Genomic DNA, 18,583 nt, shown 5'->3' with positions numbered 1-18,583 from the left:
TCGAGGAGGTCAGGACGAGCAGCCGTCGCCTGTGCTCCTGAACCGGGCGCGGTAGGCCGCGGGGGTCACACCGAGCGCGCGCGCGAAGGCTCTGCGCATCGTCTCGGGTGAGCCGAACCCCGACCTGCGGGCGACCACGTCGAGCGGCTGGTCACCCGTCTCCAGCAGGTTCTTCGCCCGCTCCACGCGCGCCCTCTCGACGTAGCGCGCGGGCGTGGTGCCGAGCTCCTTGCCGAACAGCCTCGTCAGCTGGCGGACGCTCATCCCCGCCCTGCCCGCCATCGCCTCCAGGCCGTGGTCGGCCGAGGGGTCGAGCACGACGGCGTCGAGCGCCGCCCTCAGCGGCTCGCACCGCGGAGCGGGCGCGTTCAACCTGACGCTGAACTGCGACTGGCCGCCTGGGCGCTGCATGAAGACGACCAAGTGCTTGGCGACGGTCCTGGCCAGGTCGCTGCCGTGGTCGGCCTCGACCAGGCCGAGCGCCAGGTCGATGCCCGAGCTGATGCCCGCGGAGGTGACCACCTTGCCGTCCCTGACGAAGATGGCGTCGCCGTCCACGCTGATCGTCGGGTAGTCGCGGGCCAGGCGTTCGGCCAGATCCCAGTGGGTGGCGGCCCTGTGTCCGTCGAGCAGCCCCGCGGCCGCCAGGACGAAGGCCCCCGCGCACACCGAGGCCACCTGCTCCGCCTCGCCCGACAGCCGTCTCACCTGGTCGAGAAGGAACAGGTCGGCGGCCGCCGAGCCCACGTCAGGGCTGCCAGGCACGAGAAGCACGTGGACGCCGCCGTGGACGTCCTCCATGGCGACGTCGGCGCCGATCCTGACGCCGCCGCTGGTCACGACGTCACGGCCGCCCGGCGAGGCGACGAGCGGCCGGTAGCCCGCGCCGTGCTCGTTCGCCACGGTGAACACCTCGAGCGGGCCGGTCACGTCGAGCAGGCGGACGCCGTCGTACACGATGACGACCACGGTGCCACCTGCCCGCTCCATGGTGGGATTCATACCCCGCTCGCCCCCGGTCGCCGCGATCAGGAGGCGGGGTGCTCGCGCTGCAGGAGCGCGGCGAGCGCGGCCAGGGCGAGCAGCCCGGCCGACAGCCACAGGCCGCGGGCGATACCGCCTTCGCCGTCCGACATCAGGCCCGACAGCAGCGGGCCGACGGCCTGCCCGACGGAGAAGGCGACGGTCAGCAGGGCGATGCCCGCCGTCCAGACGGCATGAGGCAGCATGCGCCGCGCGATGACGGTCGCGGCCGTGGGGCCCGCCATGAAGCCCGCGCCGAAGACGACGGCGGACAGGAGCGCGGCGCCCGGGCCGGGCGGCATGAGCAGGACGGGAAGGACGCCCAGGAAGACCAGTACGGCGACGAGCGCGGGCGCCAGGCCTGCGCGCAGGAACCCGCACAGACGGCCCCACACGGTCAGCGTGGCGACCACCGACGAGAGGCCGAGGACGACGAAGAAGAGCGCGGTCGTCGACGCGCCGAGCCCCTGCGACCTCAGCAGCGCGACCACGAAGGTCATGTAGCTGACGTAGCCCGCGCCAAACAGGACGTACCAGACGAACGTCGGCCCGAGGCGGCGCAGCTGCGCGGCAGGCAGCGTGCTCGCGTGGGCGCCGCTCGCCTCGGGCACCGCCCTGGCGCCGAGCCAGGCGGGGACGAGCGCGATCACGGCCAGCACGCCCATGAGCAGCCAGCCCATCCGCCAGCCTGCCTCGCCCGAGGACAGCGCGGCGGGAACGACCAGGCCCGAGATGACCACGCCGATGCCCACGCCCGCCATGTAGACGGCGACGAGCGACGCCGAACGGCGCTGCGGAGCGCCGACGGCGATGCGCGAGACCAGCGCCGAGCCCACCACGAAGGCGACCGCGGTGCTGAACCCTCCGGCGAACCGCAGGGCGAGCAGGACCGTCAGGTCCGCCGTCGCCGCGGTGGCGAGCAGCGCGACAGCGCTGATCGCGAGGCTCCACAGGAACGCGGACCTGCCTCCGCTCCTCCTGGCCCAGAAGGCGGCGCTCGCGGCGCCCAGGATGTATCCGAGGGCGTTGGCGGTGTTCATGCCGCCTGCCTGGGCGTAGCTCCAGTGCAGCTCCCTGTGCATGGGCGGCAGCAGCAACGCGTAGGCGAAGCGGGTGAATCCGAGTGCCACGACAGGTCCCGCTGCCAGGCCGAGCGCGACCAGCGCCTGCCCGGCCCTGCTCGTCCGCCCTTCGGCGGAGATCGCGGTCATGGTCTCTCCTTTCGTCGGATGTCACCTCTCATCAAGTCGGAGACCGCTCCCTGCCATGGCCGTGGTTCTGGACGTGCGTCCCTCGGATCCGGCCATGGCTTCTGCGATCATGTCGGGGTGAACCAGAAGAGATTGAGCCGCAAGGAGATCTCCGACGCCGTCGACGGCCTGGGGTGGCGCTTCGTCCTCGGGGTCGTCCGCACCTCCGTGCCCGTCACCTCGCTCGCGCAGGCGGCCGAGGTCGCCGCGCGCGCGGTGGCCGCGGCCGGCGAAGAGGGCGAGGCGAGCCTCTGGCTGGACGTCCGGAAGGACCAGGTGATCCTCACCCTGCAGTCGCTCGCCACCGGCTGGGTGAGCGCGCTCGAGCTCGAGCTCGCCCACCGCGTCACCGCGGCCGTGAGCGAACTCGGGCTGCGCACGGACCCCGGGACCGGCGGCCAGGGGCCTCGGTCGGTCCAGATGGTCGAGATCGCGATCGACGCGCTCGACATCGCCGCGATCCGTCCGTTCTGGAAGGCGGTCATGGGATACGGCGACGAGGCGGAGGCGCACGGCCCAGAGGATCCGCTCGTCGACCCCGCCGCTCAGGGGCCGGCGATCTGGTTTCAGCAGATGGACGCGGCGCGGCCGCAGCGCAACCGGATCCATTTCGACATCTCCGTCCCGCACGACGAGGCCGCCCGGCGCATCGGGGCCGCGCTGGCCGCCGGCGGGGTGCTGCTGTCCGACACCGCGGCGCCTGCCTTCTGGGTGCTGGCGGACGCGGAGGGCAACGAGGTGTGCGTGACGACCTGGCAGGGCAGGGACTGAGCCGTCCTACCGCGCCACCGGCGACGGCTCCCCTGCCCGCGCCGACGCACCGCGGGCGACATCCTGCAGCACACGAGCGGGCCCCTCCCGCTGATCACAACGGCCTCGTCGTTCACATCAGGTTTGCAGGGGCCCGTCTAGGTTCGCCCCATGCAAAGGTCCTTTCTGGCAATCGCCGCCGCGACGGTGGTGACCGTCCTGGCCGCGTGCACCGCCGATCAGGGCGTCCCTCGGCGCGGACCGGCCGCCGCCGCGGCCGAACGGTGCGAGCCCGGGCTCGACGAGGCGTTCGGCGCCTGGGCCGAGGCGGGGTTCAGCGGATCCATCGCGATCTCGAAGGCCGGCAGGTTCGAGTGCCTGGCCGCCTACGGGTCGGCGGACGACGCCGCGGGCAGGGCGAACACCCCCGAGACGGTCTTCAGCATCGGCTCGATCACCAAGGCGTTCACGGCCGCGGCCGTCCTCCGCCTCCTCGACGGGGGGAAGCTGTCGCTGGACGACCGGGCGGGGAAGGTCCTGCCCGAGCTGGACGGTCCCGTCGCCAAGGCCACGATCAGGCAGTTGCTGCTGCACACCAGCGGCCTCAACGGCTCGCACGGCAGGGACTACGAGCCGCTCGACAGGGACTCTGCCGTGGCTGCGATCGGCAGGCTGACGCTCGCCTTCGCACCGGGCTCCGGATACGTCTACTCCAACGCCGGATACACCCTGCTCGCGCTCATCGTCGAGAAGGCGTCGGGCACGAGCTACAGGAAGTACGTGGCCGAGAACCTCCTGCGGCTGCCCGGCCGTCGCCTCGCGGGAGGGTTCTGGAGCGGCGAGCCCGCCGCGCAGGGGCCCCGCGCCGTCGGCTATCACGATGACGGGCGAACGGGCGAACGCGGCGACTTCCGTGGACCGTACTGGGGGATGGAGGGCAACGGCGGCCTCGCCATGACCACCGCGGACCTGGCGTCCTGGGCGCACGCGCTGTTCACCGGGGGGCTGGTCTCGCGCAGGGCGGCCGAGCTCATCGCCGCCCCTGGCCACGACCTGGGCGGCGGCCGCGCCGAGACGCCAGGGTGGGTCGCCTTCGACAGCTCCGTGTACGGCGAGCCGTTCCTCAGCACCGCGGGAGGCGGCGGCGAGGTGGGGCACAACGCTGTGGTCGTGTGGGTTCCTGGACAGCAGCGGGTGATCGCCGTCGCGTCCAACAAGGCGCGGGTGAGCGCCGAGGAGTTGCTGCAGGCGGTGGGCCCCGCGCTGCTCGCTGGTCGCCCCGTGCCCATACCCGACGCTGCCGCCGGCGCCGGCGACGGTGATCTCGCCGCCGCCACCGGGTCGTACGAGCTGGAGACAGGAGGCTCGTACGAGGTGAGCGCGAAGGACGGCGAGCTGACAATCGCCGCCAGGGGCGCCGACGCCGTGACGGCGCTGTTCCCTCCGCGCGGCGACGTCGATCTCCGCGCGCACGAACGGCGCGTCCTCGCCCTGCTGGACGGCCGGACGCAGGAGGGCCGCGAGGAACGCGCGAACCTCGAGAAGGCCTTCGGCGCGTTCACCGGTGTCGCGCTCGCGGGCAGCGTGGTCGACGATGGCGAGGTGCGCACCTACGTCACCATCAGCACGGAGAGACAGCCCGTCACCGCCTGGTACGCCGTCAACGAGCATGGCGGCATCCAAGCCGCCGAGCTGCGGCCCGAGCCGCCGCGGCTGACGCTCGTGCCCGACGGGGGCGGCCGATACCGTCCCGACGACCCGGCGGGCACCGGCCCTGAGGTGTCGGTCGCCTTCCGCGACCGGCGCATGAGCATCACCCGCTCGGGCGGGCACCGCGGGACCTCCGTCGCCCGTGCGACCGGCTGACCGGCCGCTCATGCGCATCCTGCTCATCGAGGACGACCCCGACCTGGCCGAGCTCGTCGCCCTCGGCCTGCGCAACGAGTCGTACGCGGTCGATCTCGCCACGACGTACGCCGAGGCCGAGGAGTCCCTCCTGTCCACCGCCTACGACGTGGCGTGCTTCGATCTCGGCCTGCCCGACGGCGAGGGGCTCGACCTGCTGCGCAGGCTGACGCGCGACCCCGAGCTGCGCAGGCCCAGGCGCACGATCGTGCTCACCGCCCGCGACGCCGTCGCCGACCGGGTGGCCGGGCTCGACGCGGGCGCCGACGACTACCTCGTCAAGCCGTTCCACTTCGCCGAGCTCGTGGCCAGGGTGCGGGCGCTGAGCCGTCGAGGCGACGCCCGCGGAACGACGCTCAGTGTGGGCGAGCTGACGCTCGACCTCGCCACGCACACGGCCTGGCGCTCCGGCGCCGAACTCGATCTCACCCCGCGAGAGTTCTCGCTGCTGCGCTACTTCATGCACCACCCGGGCGAGGTGCTGTCGGCCGAGGACCTGCTGGAGCACGTATGGGACTCCCACGCCAACCCCTTCACCGCCTCGGTGCGGGTGATCCTCAGCCGGCTGCGCAGGAAGCTGGGCGAGCCCGCGCTGATCGTCACGATCACCGGCGCCGGCTACCGGCTCAGGGCGGAGCCGTCGTGACCCGTCCCTGGCGGTCGCTGCGGGCCGGGCTCGCCGTCCTCGGCTTCCTCGCGATCTACCTTCCCGCTCTCCTGCTGTTCGGCGTGGTCCTGGTGACCGACACCGAGACGACCTTCCAGACGATCGACGGCGTCGAGAGCGTCAGGAGCGTGTCCGCGCACCGGTCCGCCTGGCCCACCTGGACCATTGTGGCCCTGGCCCCCGCGGCCGCGGCCGTGGCCTGGTGGTGGGCGGGCAGGGCCGTACGACCCCTTGACACGGTGCGGGCGGTCGCCGAGGACATCGGCGCCACGGACCTGGGCCGGCGCATCGCGCTCGTCGGAGGGCCCGCGGAGGTGGTGGCCCTGGCGGCCAGCTTCGACGCCATGCTCGACCGGCTGGAGCAGGCCGCCGCGACGCAGCGACGGCTGATCGAGGAGACCAGCCACGAGCTGCGGATGCCGCTGGCGGTGCTGATGACCAACGCCGAGGTGCTGCTCGCCCACCCCTCCCCCACCCTCGAGGTCTACCGCGGGGGGCTGCTGCGCTCGCAGACCGCGGCCGCCAGGCTCCAGACGACGATCGACGAGCTGCTGGCCGAGGCTCGTGGCCGGGCCCGCGCCATCGACCGCAGGCCGTCCGACCTGGTGGCGGTCGTGGGCGGCGTCGTCGACCACGCCGCGCCGCTGGCGGCGGGGAAGGAGATCGCGCTGTCCGTCAGCGGGCCCGCGGTCGCCGAGTGCTCCATCGACGAGCCCACCGTGAGTCGCGCCCTGTCCAACCTGATTGACAACGCCGTGAGATACGCCCCGCCAGGCACGGCCGTGGAGATCGCGATCGAAGCCGCCGACGCCGAGGTCGCCGTGACCGTGACCGACCACGGCGCCGGCATCGCCGCCGAGGAGCGGGAGTGGATCTTCCAGCGGTTCTGGCGCGGTAGGCGCGACGTCCCTGGCACCGGTCTCGGGTTGCCGATCGCGAGGCAGATCGCCCTGGCCCACGGCGGCGACCTCGTCGTCACCTCCCCTGGCCCCTCGGGCGACGGCTGCGCCTTCCGTCTCACCCTGCGCCGCTGAGCGGTCCGGCCTTCAGTTCTTCGGCTGGTAGCCGTGGTAGTAGGTCCCGCCGGGGGTCTGGGTCACCAGCTGCCCCGCCGCCCGAACGGTCCACGAGCGGCCCGGGCCACGGCCGCGTCGTCAGCGGGGAGTGGTCGCCGTCGGGGTGAAGGGCGCGCCGTGGCCGGGGACGATGACGTCGGCGACGGCCAGCACGCGCTCCCTGCTGGCCCGCAGGACGTCGCGGTCGGTGGTGACCGGGTCGTCGGCGGGGCCGTCGGCCCGCCACCACAGGTCGCCGGCGAAGGCCACGACGCCCTCGGCGGTGCCGGCCAGCAGGGTGATGTCCTCGGCGCTGTGGCCGGGGGTGGCGATCAGCCTGAGCGACGGGGAGAACTCGTACCCTTCGGCGTCCCTGCTGGTCCAGTGGTGGCCCTGGTAGATCGCCTTGTGGTCGTGGATGCGTGCCTGGCCGAACAGGCCGACGTTGAGGATGTTGTCGGGGTGGTGGTGGCTGAGGACCACGTCGGTGATGTCGTCCGTCTTGAGGCCGAGGTCGGCGAGCGCGTCGGTGATCACCGACTGGCTCGCGACCATGCCGGGATCCACCACGATCCTGAGGTCGCCCTCGGTGACGTAGGAGACGGTCGCGGCCACGCCGGGTCCGGTGGAGGCGGTGTAGCCGGTGGCGAGGATATGGAAGGCAGCCGTACGGCCGGTGGGTGCGTCGGTCATGGCAAGCAGTCTGGCGACGCCGCGCTCCATCGAACAGTGGCCGGACCACCGATTATCGCGGGTTTCGTGCCAACACCGCGTCCGGGCCCGGCCTACCGTTCGACGTCGCGACCGACGGACAGCGCATGCGTCCGTAGTCGAAGGGGACGGCGTATGGCTTGAAGAACGCGCAGGTGAAGTCGGCGGTCAGATCGAAGCCGAACCGCGCCGACCGGTCGCGTCCTCCGCTGAAACCCTCGGCCCGCCCCGGACCGCCGTCGGCGTCCCGGTCACCACAGCACTGACAGCGTCATCCTCGCCAGGATCAACGCCACCAGGGTGACGTTGAAGACCTGCCTCACGAGGCGGTTGCGATCGATCATTCGTCAACCATAGGTTGACGATGAGGAGAGCGTCAACCCATAGTTGACGAATAGCCCGGAGCGACGCGAACGGCGGCGTGCCCCGGATCACCCATCATGCGGTCGGGGCACAACCAAGCCACCTACTGGTTGGCGTCCCGGAGTTTGCGCAGGAGCGCGATCATCGTGCCCACCTCGTCCGCCGTGAGCGTGTCGTAGATGTGGCGCTGCGCCGAGGCCAGCGCGAGCTCTCCCCTTCTGCGCGCTTCGGCCAGGCCTTCCTCGGTCAGGGTGACCATGATCGCGCGGCGGTCCGTGGGGTGCGGTCCGCGTTCCACCAGGCCGCGCGCCTGCGTCGCGTCCAGCAACCGGGTCGTGCGTGTGGTGCTGGTCGCCAGCGCGCGGGTGATGTCCACCGTACGGAGGCAGTGGCCCTGGGTGCGGGCGAGCCGGAACAGGATGTCGGAGATCGCCGCGTCGAGGTCACCCTCCGGACTGACGTCGGCATCGATACGCGTGGTCACGGCCAGGTAGGCCTCGCGCAGCATGCCGTACGACTCCCAGCGGGGGTCGGTGAACAAATCGCTCATTGCGAGATTGTCCCGATCGGTAGTAATGTCGGGACTGTCCCGAACGGGATGATTATATAGCTGAGGAGCCTGTCATGGCTGCATATGCGTTGTTCGACAACATCGAGGTCTCCGACCCGGACAAGCTGGCCGAGTACGCCTCGCGCGTGCGCGCTGTCGTGGAGAGTTACGGCGGCGCCTACCGGGCGGTCGGGGGGCAGGTGGACGTGCTCGAGGGGACGGCGATGCTGGGGTATCCGGTGCTGATCGAGTTCCCTGATCTGCAGACCGCGCACCGGTGGTACGACTCGCCTGAGTACCGTGAGCTCAAGGCATTGCGGCAGGCCGGGTCGCGGGCGAACGCGATCATTTTCGAGACCGCTCCCTCTGACCTGCTGGATGCTTAGCGGGAGCAGTCTCGAGGATCCCTGGTCATCCTGCTGATCATGGGGAGGGCCGCGCCCGGCCTCCATGACCTCGTCGAGGATGCCGGTGATCCGATTGAGCTTGACCTGCCCGCCGCGGACCATGTGGCCCACGGCCCGGCCTAGGTCGGCCGCGGGCGGTTCCCCGTACGCGGCCAGCGTGATGATCGCATCGGCGGCCAGGGCCGCGATCGAAGGATCTCGGACAAGACCCAGACAACGGGCCGTTCCAGCAAGGACGCCGACGCGCTCATCGCCCCCGCTCTGGCTCCCCGGAGGCTGCTACGCCGTCCTTGATCGAGCCCAACCTACCCATGCGTGAGCGGGGCCCGATCCCGGACCTGCGGCGGCAGTTCAATGCGGTGCTGTGGCGGTTTCGTACCGGCAGTCCGTGGCGGGACCTGCCCATCGAGTACGGGCCGTGGTCCACCGTCTACGACAGGTTCCGGTCCGGGGCGATGACGGTCGTCTTGATGTTACGAGCCGCCACCCACTGGTGCCTGCCGAACAACCGGCCGTAGGCGCTCACCCACCGTCGCACGGCTCGACGAAGCTCCCGCCGGCCAGTCGCTCCCTCATGCTGACCAAGCCCGCCGTCGAATCCTCCGCGATCTCCGCGCAGGCATCCCGGAGCGGATCGCCGCTGAGCCCCGCGACGTCCATGAACAGCGCCCCGCCTTCGGCGCTCACCGCCAGCACCGTCCCGCCGTCCCCGCTCAGCATCGCTGAGCCTGGCGATTCCTTGACGTCGTACATCGTGAGGTAGTCCAAGTCCAGTTCCCCCACTCCGGCGACTTCGGCGACCTTGACGGGCCGCGCCGGGTCCGCGATCCGCCACAGCGTCGCGCTCCCGGCGCCGTCTGTGGTCAGAGCGACCTGCCCGTCCGAGGAGAGGGAGACGCCATCCACCTCCTTGGCCACGGGATTCACCAGCGTGGGCCGGGCCGGGTTCGATAGGTTCCAGAGCTGGCCACCGATCATGGCCGTCCGGCCGTCCGCACTGAGGTCGAGCCCCTCCCCGTCGACTCCTGCCCGCGGGATGGCGCCGACCCGGACCGGACTCCTCCGATCGGCGAGATTCCAGACATATCCGCTGCCTCGGCTGATCGTGACCGCGACCCGTCCGTCGTCGCTCAAGGCCACCCCGCCGATCCACGAGCTGTGCCCCGGGAGCGTGGCCAGCTGTTCCCCCCTGGACAGATCCCACACGAGCACGCTGCCACGCTCGTAGCCTGCCAGGACGGTCCTGCCGTCCGCAGCGAGCGCCACGCTCGCGACCATGAAGGAGTTCTGGCCCGGCACCTTGGCCACCCGCACCGGCCTGGCGGAGTCATCCAACCGCCACAGGCCGAGCGACCCGTCAAGAGCCCCGATGACCGCCTGTCGTCCATCGGACGACACCTCCAGTGCGGTGGCGCTGGCCTCGCCCTCCAAGGGGATGCTCGCCACGAACGGGGCCTCCCGTTTCCGGCCCTCCTCTTCGATGGAGGCCTCCAGCGCCTCCTCATCAAGGCCAAGCTTCAGGGGGACCTCCTCCTGGATGGGAGAATCCAGGCTCCGCCAGGTGACCCCCTGGTCGACGATCGACATCAGGGCTGTCCGACCGTCGTCGCTCAACGCCATCGCCCGTATGGCCCCGGCCGGCGCGGCGACGCCACGGCGACCGGACAGTAGGGTCTCCCCCAAGGCCGATCGGTTGAGCTTGTCCGGGTGGGCCGCCACCGCCGCCGCGCCCAGCACCACCGCAGAGGTTCGATCATCGCCTCTGGCTGCCACGCCGCGCAGCGCGAGTTCACGGGCCGAGGAAATGCCCCGCACATTCCACCACTTGTTCACCCCGACCACCGCCACCACCCCCACGGCGAGAAGGGCCACCGCCACGCCTATGGCAAGCAGGTGCGCACCTCGGCCAGTTCGCCGCGATCGCACTTCGGGAGAATCGGTTTCCGACATCAGGACTCCAGCTCAGGGATGAAAGGTCCTATATATCGAATCGTCCTATCCCCTGCCTACCGGATTCGCCGTGACCCCTGGACCTATCGCCTTGTCACACGCCTATTGGCACGTGTCGGGACGACTGGGGTGGTGGGACCATCCGGCTGGAGCTGGACGCCAAGAGCGGGTCCGGCCGAGATGCGGCCGGAAGCGGCCATGAGCCGAAATGTTCGTAATCTCGGATGGGTGACCGCCTGGCGGCAGCTGCGCATGCGGCACAAGCGCATCCAAGGCGACGTGCTCGCCCCGGTCGCCGAGCTGCCCAGCCCTGACCAGCGCCGCAAGACCGCTAATACGCCCGTCCTCTCGAAGGTCTGGAGGGCCAGAACGCCCACAGCGTTCTGGCCTTTCATCCGTTGATACGGAACAAGAGACTGGACAGAATCAGTGCACTGTCGGGTCTATGGTCGCGGGCGTCTTGACGCGGTGGGCGATACGCGCCATCAGCTGGGACATCTTGGAAGGAAACGCGTCGGGCTCGGGAACAGTGACGGGGCGGACGCGGCCGTTGTGAATGGCGCTGATCTTCCAGCCGGCTTCCGTCCGCACCACGACGATGGTCTGCCGTGACAGCCGCCGCTTGGGGAGCCTGGATCGCCACGGCATCAGGACGGAGGCCGTGCCGTACACGATCGCCACGTCCGGCGTGAGGTAGCGGACCGACTCCAGGTCACCGACCAGCGCCGAGCCGGCCAGGACGCCGCGGAAGAGCTTGTCGTGGTTGTGCTGGTGCTCGCGGCGGCCGCGGGCGATGGTGCCGTCATAGGAGACGTAGTCGGAGTCGTCGGTGAACAGCGCGCCGAACGACTCGGCGTCACCCGCCGTCCAGGCCGCCAGGAAGTCGATGAAGAGTCTTTCGATCTGAGCGGTGTCGCCGGTTCGCGTGCTGGCGGTAGATCCGGTGGGAGTGATTGAGCGCATGGTGGTGCCTCCGCAGATGCTATCATCGTTTCGACTAGCGAAATGTACGATAACAGAAAGCTTCGAATGTCGAAACGTGTCGTCATTGGAGAGATCGCCATGGAGCTCCGGCAGCTGCAGCAGAGCTTCGACGTCTTCGACGAGGCGGCCGCCGCCCGGCTCGGCCTCAACCGCACCGACCTGCGCTGCCTCGACGTGGTGCTGGCCGACGGCCCAGTGCCCGCCGGCCAGATCAGCCTCGCGCTGAAGCTCAGCCCGGCAGCCACCACCACGGTCATCGACCGGCTGGAACGCGCAGGCATGGTGTTCCGCTCCCCCGATCCGGGCAACCGCCGCCGCGTCCTGGTCGCCGCGACCGACGCCGCCCGCTCGGCCGAGACCGAGATCTTCGTCCCGGTCGGCCAGGCGGGCGCCCAGGCGCTGCAGGAGTACGGGCCGGACGAACTGGCCATCATCCTCGATTTCCTGCGTACCGCCCGCAGAGTCCAAGAGGAGCAGACCGCCCGCGTCAGGACCCTGTCCTGAGCTGGAACCGGGTAACACTGACTGTCTGCCAGCGGTGACAGACCGAGCATGCATCCGCTGACCAAGGTGCGCGAGCGGCTCATGCACTACTGCCACGAACAGTGCTTTGCCTCTTATGGAGTACGACGACCCGGAGTACGGTGCCGCACCCGCTACCCCGCGCCCGACGGCCGCCTCGACCAGCCCCGCACCCCGCCTCCGCCGACCTCGCCGCGTCGGCGCGTGTGGACGAGAGGGTCGGCGCGGTCGTGACGGCCGGGCTGAACGCCGTGGCTCTCAGCGCCGCCGCACTGGCCCGCCAGCCGGCCGCCGACCGGCGCGAGGCGGTCACCGCCGCGGTCGCCGCGCTGCCCGGCCTGGGCCGCTGCGGCTGGCCGACCGCTACGGCCTGCACCGGCTGACCGCCGTCTGGCTGCACACCCGGCCCTCGCCGGCCACCACCGCCGCCCTACCTCGCGGACCTGACCGGCTACCTGCGCTGGTGCGCCGGGCAGCGGCTGGACGCGCTGCGCGCCTACCGCGCCGATCTGGACCTTCTCGAGAAAACGAAAGCCCGTCGCCAGCCACGAGCTGGCGACGGGCCAGGAGGACCTGACCAGCTGGTCAGGGCGCGGCCTTCGCCGCCGCGGCGAGGCCACGGTCAGCGGCCTAGACGAGTAAGTCCTCACTCGCTGCGCTTCCGACCAAGGTCACCCGCAACGCCGACGGGACGACGACGCTGATGTGGTCGCTGGGCGACGTGGCCGCGTCCGCCGACTGGTCCGTGCGGTTCACGGCCAGGCCCAGCCTGCTGTTCACCGCCGGGGCCAAGCTGACCGACCAAGCCGCTGCGACGTACGGCAACGCCAACGGCTGCACCTACGAGCCGGTGACCGCGACGGCCACCACGACGATCACCGAGGTCACGCCGACCCGAGACCCGCGCTCGCACGGCTATTGGAAGACCCACCCGGAGGCGCGCACAGCCGAGTTGCTGGCCCGGGTTCAGGCCACCTACCAGCAGTTCGACAGCTCGGGAAACGGGGCGCTGGACAACTCCGAGGCCGGGGCCGTGCTGTCGGCGAGCGGGCCGCAGCCGGGTCCCGCCAGGTTCCAGCTGCTGGCGACCTTGTTCGACCTTGCCGCGCGGCAGATCAACGCTTCCACGCAGATCGACAGCAAGCTCACCCGCAAGCTCGGGACGCGCACGGTCGGAGAAGCCGTCCGATACGGCTTCGCCACCCTGGCCCTGCCGGTCAACAGCTCGACGGCTCAGCGGTACTCCGAGGCCACCACCCTGCTCGACGAGATCGTCAACAACAAGAGCGAGGTCTACTGAGCAGTGAGGGCCATCTCGACCAGCGTCGGCCTGGAAGGCGCGGTGTGCAGGGGTGAGCAGGCGGTCGAGCGCTCCGGTGTTCGGCATCGCGGACTTCTCCTTCACCAACGCCACCCAGGCCAGGTCAGGCCATAGCCTGCGGACACGAGCGCTGGCCCCGCGATCAGGAGACCAATGCGGCTCTACCTAGCGCCACACCTGACCAGGTGCGATGAAGCCGACGAAGTATTCATGCTTGTTGTGGGTGTTAGTTCTACGTGCACAACGTCGACCGCACGCAATGGTGGAACGCCATCTTCCAGCCCTTCGAGGAGGAAGGCGGCGACGGCGGTACCACGGCCTGAACGGCTCCTCCACCCAGAGCACCAACGGCGTACCCGCCGCCTTCACCCTCAACGACACCACCTGCGCCAGGGTGGCGTAGCCGGCGAGATGTGACCCACTTCCCTTGGCCTTTCACGCACCATCGGCGTGAAGGCCAAGGGATCTCCAGCGGCTGCGCGTCGAAGCGTGAGAGGAGCCCGAGGATCACACCTGGGCGCGACCGCTGTGCGCTCGTTCCGGGCCGCTATGACCTGGCGCAGGATTCGAGCAGGTTGACGCCCCCGGCCTGGTCATCGCCATCCGCGTCGGCGCCATCTGCCTGCCGTCCCTGCTGACAGGGCGGCGCCTCGGGAGGACTCAGGACTCCCCTCCGGCGACGGCGGCGGGAACAAAGCGGTTGCCCCGGGTCGCGCCGATCCTCGACGATTCCCTCCCGTGAGCATGACCACCGAGCGCCTCCCCGCCACCTCCCGTCCTCTCGCGCTGATCACGGGCGTGGGCCGTACCGTCGGCATCGGGGCGGGCATCGCCCGCCGGCTCGCGGCGTCGGGCTGGGACATCGCCTACACCTACTGGACCCCCTACGACGAGCGCATGGCATGGGGCGTCGAACAGGGGGCGGCCGAGGCGACCGCCGCCGCCCTCGCCGAGCACGGAGCGGCCGGCGCGGCGATCGAGGCCGACCTCGCCGACCCCGAAGCCCCTGCGCGCGTCTTCGACGAGGCCGAACGGCTGCTCGGCCCCGTCACCGCCCTGGTGATGTGCCACTGCGAGTCGGTCGACTCAGGGCTGCTCGACACCACCGTCGAGAGCTTCGACCGGCACTTCGCCGTCAACGCGCGCGCCACCTGGCTGCTGATCAGGGAGTACGGCACGCGCTTCGCCCTCGCCCACGGAAGCGGCAGGATCATCAGCCTGACCAGCGACCACACCGTCGGCAACCTGCCCTACGGCGCGAGCAAGGGCGCACTCGACCGCATCACGCTGGCCGCCGCCCGTGAGCTCGCCCACCTGGGCGTCACCGCCAACGTCATCAACCCCGGGCCGGTGGACACCGGCTGGATGTCGGACGAGCTGCGGGCCGCCTGCGTCGGCAGGACACCGCTCGGCCGCCTCGGCACGCCTCAGGACACCGCCCACCTCGTGGACTTCCTCTGCTCACCGCAGGGCCAGTGGGTCAACGGCCAGCTCCTGATGAGCAACGGCGGCTTCGCCTGAGGTCATGGGGCGGCTCCCGCGACGGTGTCGGCCTTCCTGCCCGCCTCGTACGCCCTCGAGATGAGGCCCAGCACCACCTGGACCGCGCTCGGGTCCCGCCCCGCCAGCCAGGCGAGCACGCGCACGTCGTAGACGCCCAGGTCGATGCCCGCCTGCTCGCAGAAGTCGAGCAGGTGCTTCTTCTGGACGGCGTCGACGAGCCTGTCGGGGTCGCCCGATCTCAGCTGCCCGGACTCGTGGAGCGCGCGGATCTCGGTCGCGAGCGGCTCTCGCCTGGTCTGCGCCTCGCTGTCGTACGGCCCGAACGAATCCATCCCGACGCTCCTCTGATCTCGACGCTCGCCGTCCCATCTTCTCTCCCCGCGCTCCTCCTGTCCCGTTTCCGCATCTGGCCGGGCGGAGGTGTCGCCTTTGTCAGCTCGCTCTCCGCCGGTCGGGCATGCCCTGCCGCCTGCCGGCGGCGCGGTGCTCGCCCGGCCTGACGCCGAGGACGCGCTTGAAGGCGACGCTCAGCGCGTACGCGTCGGAGTACCGACCAGATGGGCGACGGCCTCCACGGTGGCGTCGACCGTAGGGATGGACGTCAGGTCACCGCTTGACCCTGACGCAGGGGCAAGCTTTCAGCATGGTGGCATGACCAAGGAAACCAGTGCGATCGAGGTCGCAGGGCTGTACGACGAGCACGACAATGATGGAGAGCGAGCGGAGAGAGGCGACAGGACGATCCGGCACTTCACCATCCACCACGACGGCGTCACGATCCCGGTGTCTCACGAGGGCCGGGGACGACCGCTGGTCCTGTGCCCTGGCCTGAACTCGACCCAGGCCGACCTGCGCGAGCTGACCGAGCTGCTGAGACGCGACCACGACGTGGTGACCTTCGACCTGCGGGGCCATGGCCTCGCCTCGGCCGCCGACCGGTACTCCTTCGAGGCCTTCCTCAGCGATCTGGACGCGGTGATGGCGGAGCTGGGAAACCGCGACCTGCCTGCGGCGCCTGTGCTGGTGGGTTACTCGTTGGGCGCTGACCTGGCCGTGCACTATGCCTCCGAGCATCCTGACGCCGTCGCCGGGCTTGTTCTCATCGACGGGGCGAACCCGGTGCCCGAACCGTTCCTCACCGAGGCCGTCCTGCCGGAGTTCCGCGCCATGTGGGAGGACATGGCGACGCAGCAGGACGCCAAGCGGGGCACCGCGCGTCAGGTGCTGCTCACCGCCCAGGAGATTCTCGACCTGAACCTCGAGATCGATGTGATCCGGTCCGGGATCCTCGACCGGTACAGCAAGATTGACCGGCCCATCACCATGATCATGTCGACCTCTATGGCCGGCGACAGCGGCGAAGGACACGCGCCTCGGTTCAACCAGAACTGGCGTGCGGGCGTCGAGCGGCTTGTCCGCGAGCACCCGCACATCGCCACCACCTGGCTCGACGCCGATCACCAGCTGGTCTTCACCCATGCCCCGGAAGTCGCCCAGATCATCCGCGACACGGAGGTGACCTCTTGAGCAACCTCTGGAGACTGATCTGATGCTGACCATCGGCGAGCTGGCGTCGTACGCCGGAGTGACGGTCCGCGCGGTGCGGCACTACCACGCCAAAGGGCTGCTACCGGAGCCCGAGCGGGACCACTCCGGCTACCGCAGATACGACGCCGGCGCCGTGGTCGAGCTGATCAAGATCCGGACCCTCGCCGAGGCCGGGGTCCCGCTGGCGCGGGTGCGAGATCTGCTGCGGGCCGGCGAGGAGGAGTTCGCCGCGGCGATCGCGGACATCGACAGGAGGCTTCGGACGGAGATCCGTGAGCGGCAGCGGCATCGCGAGCGGATCGCCCGCCTCGCTGCCGGGGAGCACCTGGTGCTGCCTCCGGAGGTGGTCGAGTATCTCGACCGGCTGCGGGCGCTGGGGGTCGATGAGCGGATCGTCCAGGCCGAGCGCGACGGCTGGATCCCACTGGCCGCGCACTCACCCGAGCGGGTCCCGGAGTGGATGGCACGCAAGCGGGAGCAGATCGCCGACCCGCAGCTCGTCGACTTCTACCTCACCCTGAGCCAGGCTCTCGACCGAGCCGACGACGACCCGCGACTGGTGGAGTTGGCCGACAAACTGGCCGCCTACATCACGCGAATGGCCGACGAGCGGGGCGAGGACTATGTCGACGACACCGATATCGAGCTACCGCTCGTCAAGCTGATGGACACGATGGCGTTCGCCACGGTGCCACCGGCGCGTCGGCTGATCGAACTGCTGAAGCAGCGAGGCTGGACGGGCTGGACCAAGCTCGAGCGCGTGGTCCCCACAGCGGGTGTGACTCCCCAGTAGCACCAGTACGCGCAGGAAGACGCCACAGTGCGGCGATCCGCCGGGCGCGGCGACGGCTTGGTCCCATCGCAACGACAACTCAGCGACGTCTTGCCTCATGCACCGCCGAGAGCGCCGATGCTCAACCGAGCGCTCAGATCAAGGCGCACCTCACCGTAGGGCGCACATGCCGGGGTCAGGCCGCGCCCGTCGACCGGGGACTCGCATGGGGAATCCGAGCCTGGCTTCGCCGTCACCCGGTCGCCGCATGTGGAACGCGCATCAAGCAGATCAACCGGGTGAAGCTGTATCAGGCCGATTACGGTGGGGGGTGGTGCGCTCGGTCCCCCTCGCCCTTACTGCGTCGCTGCCCAGTCGCGGATCGCGGCGACGAACTCCTCGGGCGCGTCGGACTCCACGTAGAGGCCGGCGCCCTCCATGATCACGGTCTTGTGGTCGGGGAAGATCGCTTCTTGGCGTTCGCGCTCCTGGGGGCGGAAGCCGATTTGGGCGTCGCCCCACACGATCAGTGTCGGCAGGTGGTCGAGGTCGGCAAGGCCGGCCTCGACCACGGCGAAGAAGGCCCGGCTGGCGATGATCTGGCCGGGGAGTACGGCGGAGGCCTGTCGCCGCTCGGGTGTGTCCAGCGCGCGGCGGTAGTGGGTCATCTCGGCTGCGGTCGGCTTCCGCCTTCGGTGGCCCATGGGGATGAACGCGTTGACGACGAGGTTGAGCCGCCGGGCCAGGAAACGGATCGGGGGTCCGCCGGCGATGCGAGCGAAGGCCTCGAAGTAGAGGTCGCCGTTGACGGGCCAGGCCCAGGCGTTGGCGAGTACCAGCCGATCGAAGACGCCTGGCCGCCGCTGCGCGGCTGCCAGGCCGATCGGGCCGCCCCAGTCCTGCCCGACCAGAGTGACCCCGTTGAGGCCGAGCGCGTCGACAAACCCGGTGACCACGTCTGCGTGCTCCTCGGGCAGGTAACGGTAGCCGGGCCTCGGCGTCGACAGCCCGAAGCCCGGGTAGTCGAGGGCGATGCACCGGAAGTCGTCGCGCAGCGCGCGGATCACGTCGCGCCAGAGGAACGACCAGGTCGGGTTGCCGTGCAGGAGCAGCAGTGTGGGACCTGACCCCTCGTCGACGTAATGCACGGTGTGCCCGTCGATGTCGACGAAGCGGCTCTCGAAGGGGAACAGGTCGTCGTCGACCCAGGCGGGCCGCGTGCTCTCGATGGCCTCGGCCATGGCGGCCCCCTCCTCGGCTCGGTCGTGCGGTAGACTTGAGTTTGTCAAGTGCACTTGAGAT

Annotated in this window: 20 protein-coding genes and 1 pseudogene; 13 read left to right on the top strand and 8 right to left on the bottom strand. The window is 70.4% G+C overall.

Annotated features, from left to right (window positions below; translation table 11 throughout):
* Window positions 1–9 precede the first annotated feature (9 nt).
* Both FHR33_RS00385 and FHR33_RS00380 read right to left on the bottom strand, forming a co-directional pair.
* Window positions 10–1,002 (bottom strand): GlxA family transcriptional regulator, encoded by a 993-nt coding sequence (locus FHR33_RS00385; RefSeq protein ID WP_246451540.1) that lies wholly within the window; start codon window positions 1,000–1,002, stop codon window positions 10–12.
* Between the two features lie 26 nt (window positions 1,003–1,028).
* Complete coding sequence (locus FHR33_RS00380; RefSeq protein WP_183641872.1) at window positions 1,029–2,234, bottom strand: YbfB/YjiJ family MFS transporter; 1,206 nt, start codon at window positions 2,232–2,234, stop codon at window positions 1,029–1,031.
* A 117-nt stretch (window positions 2,235–2,351) separates the two neighbouring features.
* On the opposite strand from FHR33_RS00380, the gene FHR33_RS00375 reads away from it, so the two are divergent.
* The 4 genes from FHR33_RS00375 (at window position 2,352) to FHR33_RS00360 (ending at window position 6,629) form a co-directional block, all read left to right on the top strand.
* Window positions 2,352–3,044, top strand: coding sequence for a VOC family protein (locus FHR33_RS00375; RefSeq protein WP_312895290.1), 693 nt, complete (start codon window positions 2,352–2,354; stop codon window positions 3,042–3,044).
* A 150-nt stretch (window positions 3,045–3,194) separates the two neighbouring features.
* On the top strand, window positions 3,195–4,889 hold the full coding sequence (locus FHR33_RS00370; protein ID WP_183641866.1) for a serine hydrolase domain-containing protein: 1,695 nt from the start codon (window positions 3,195–3,197) through the stop codon (window positions 4,887–4,889).
* 10 nt (window positions 4,890–4,899) lie between these two features.
* Window positions 4,900–5,574, top strand: coding sequence for a response regulator transcription factor (locus tag FHR33_RS00365; RefSeq protein ID WP_183641863.1), 675 nt, complete (start codon window positions 4,900–4,902; stop codon window positions 5,572–5,574).
* Window positions 5,571–6,629, top strand: coding sequence for a HAMP domain-containing sensor histidine kinase (locus FHR33_RS00360; RefSeq protein WP_183641860.1), 1,059 nt, complete (start codon window positions 5,571–5,573; stop codon window positions 6,627–6,629). The genes FHR33_RS00365 and FHR33_RS00360 overlap by 4 nt, the downstream gene beginning before the upstream one ends.
* A 120-nt stretch (window positions 6,630–6,749) precedes the next feature.
* Here the strand turns inward: FHR33_RS00360 and FHR33_RS00355 are convergent, their stop codons facing one another.
* Both FHR33_RS00355 and FHR33_RS00350 read right to left on the bottom strand, forming a co-directional pair.
* Entirely contained in the window at window positions 6,750–7,343 is a 594-nt protein-coding gene (locus FHR33_RS00355) for an MBL fold metallo-hydrolase (RefSeq protein ID WP_183641857.1), read from the bottom strand.
* A 484-nt stretch (window positions 7,344–7,827) separates the two neighbouring features.
* Complete coding sequence (locus FHR33_RS00350) at window positions 7,828–8,274, bottom strand: MarR family winged helix-turn-helix transcriptional regulator (protein WP_183641854.1); 447 nt, start codon at window positions 8,272–8,274, stop codon at window positions 7,828–7,830.
* Between the two features lie 74 nt (window positions 8,275–8,348).
* Here FHR33_RS00350 and FHR33_RS00345 point away from each other — a divergent pair, with 74 nt between their 5' ends.
* Together FHR33_RS00345 and FHR33_RS00340 are read left to right on the top strand one after the other, a co-directional pair.
* A complete protein-coding gene (locus FHR33_RS00345; RefSeq protein ID WP_183641851.1) occupies window positions 8,349–8,660 on the top strand; it encodes a DUF1330 domain-containing protein in 312 nt (103 codons plus the stop codon).
* Between the two features lie 311 nt (window positions 8,661–8,971).
* Window positions 8,972–9,121: pseudogene (locus FHR33_RS00340) on the top strand (transposase); the annotation flags it as partial.
* Window positions 9,122–9,203: 82 nt separating this feature from the next.
* On the opposite strand, the gene FHR33_RS00335 reads toward FHR33_RS00340, so the two are convergent.
* Window positions 9,204–10,631 carry a WD40 repeat domain-containing protein gene (locus FHR33_RS00335; protein ID WP_183641848.1) on the bottom strand — a complete coding sequence of 476 codons (1,428 nt, stop codon included), beginning with the start codon at window positions 10,629–10,631 and terminating at the stop codon, window positions 9,204–9,206.
* 198 nt (window positions 10,632–10,829) lie between these two features.
* On the opposite strand from FHR33_RS00335, the gene FHR33_RS00330 reads away from it, so the two are divergent.
* On the top strand, window positions 10,830–11,033 hold the full coding sequence (locus FHR33_RS00330; RefSeq protein ID WP_183641845.1) for a hypothetical protein: 204 nt from the start codon (window positions 10,830–10,832) through the stop codon (window positions 11,031–11,033).
* 24 nt (window positions 11,034–11,057) lie between these two features.
* On the opposite strand, the gene FHR33_RS00325 is transcribed toward FHR33_RS00330, so the two are convergent.
* A complete protein-coding gene (locus FHR33_RS00325; RefSeq protein ID WP_183641841.1) occupies window positions 11,058–11,594 on the bottom strand; it encodes an SgcJ/EcaC family oxidoreductase in 537 nt (178 codons plus the stop codon).
* A gap of 66 nt (window positions 11,595–11,660) precedes the next feature.
* On the opposite strand from FHR33_RS00325, the gene FHR33_RS00320 reads away from it, so the two are divergent.
* The 4 genes from FHR33_RS00320 to FHR33_RS00305 all read left to right on the top strand — a co-directional run bounded on the left by FHR33_RS00320 (window position 11,661) and on the right by FHR33_RS00305 (window position 14,979).
* A complete protein-coding gene (locus FHR33_RS00320) occupies window positions 11,661–12,119 on the top strand; it encodes a MarR family winged helix-turn-helix transcriptional regulator (protein WP_183641837.1) in 459 nt (152 codons plus the stop codon).
* 224 nt (window positions 12,120–12,343) lie between these two features.
* Window positions 12,344–12,520 carry a hypothetical protein gene (locus FHR33_RS00315; protein ID WP_183641835.1) on the top strand — a complete coding sequence of 59 codons (177 nt, stop codon included), beginning with the start codon at window positions 12,344–12,346 and terminating at the stop codon, window positions 12,518–12,520.
* Window positions 12,521–12,840: 320 nt separating this feature from the next.
* Window positions 12,841–13,437 carry a penta-EF hand family protein gene (locus FHR33_RS00310; protein ID WP_183641832.1) on the top strand — a complete coding sequence of 199 codons (597 nt, stop codon included), beginning with the start codon at window positions 12,841–12,843 and terminating at the stop codon, window positions 13,435–13,437.
* 765 nt (window positions 13,438–14,202) lie between these two features.
* Window positions 14,203–14,979: an SDR family oxidoreductase gene (locus FHR33_RS00305; RefSeq protein ID WP_183659797.1), complete on the top strand. Its 777-nt coding sequence runs from the start codon at window positions 14,203–14,205 to the stop codon at window positions 14,977–14,979.
* Window positions 14,980–14,981: 2 nt separating this feature from the next.
* Here FHR33_RS00305 and FHR33_RS00300 read toward each other — a convergent pair whose 3' ends face one another.
* Entirely contained in the window at window positions 14,982–15,293 is a 312-nt protein-coding gene (locus tag FHR33_RS00300) for a hypothetical protein (protein WP_183641829.1), read from the bottom strand.
* Between the two features lie 319 nt (window positions 15,294–15,612).
* Between FHR33_RS00300 and FHR33_RS00295 the strand changes: the two genes are divergently transcribed.
* Window positions 15,613–16,488, top strand: coding sequence for an alpha/beta fold hydrolase (locus FHR33_RS00295; RefSeq protein ID WP_183641825.1), 876 nt, complete (start codon window positions 15,613–15,615; stop codon window positions 16,486–16,488).
* 22 nt (window positions 16,489–16,510) lie between these two features.
* Window positions 16,511–17,302 (top strand): MerR family transcriptional regulator, encoded by a 792-nt coding sequence (locus tag FHR33_RS00290; protein ID WP_183641822.1) that lies wholly within the window; start codon window positions 16,511–16,513, stop codon window positions 17,300–17,302.
* A 335-nt stretch (window positions 17,303–17,637) separates the two neighbouring features.
* Here the strand turns inward: FHR33_RS00290 and FHR33_RS00285 are convergent, their stop codons facing one another.
* Window positions 17,638–18,522, bottom strand: coding sequence for an alpha/beta fold hydrolase (locus tag FHR33_RS00285; RefSeq protein ID WP_183641818.1), 885 nt, complete (start codon window positions 18,520–18,522; stop codon window positions 17,638–17,640).
* Window positions 18,523–18,583 lie beyond the last annotated feature (61 nt).

This window comes from Nonomuraea dietziae (assembly GCF_014195505.1).
GTDB lineage: Bacteria > Actinomycetota > Actinomycetes > Streptosporangiales > Streptosporangiaceae > Nonomuraea > Nonomuraea roseola.
Note: the sequence above shows the minus strand (reverse complement) of the source record. Positions and strands in the feature narration are given on the sequence as shown.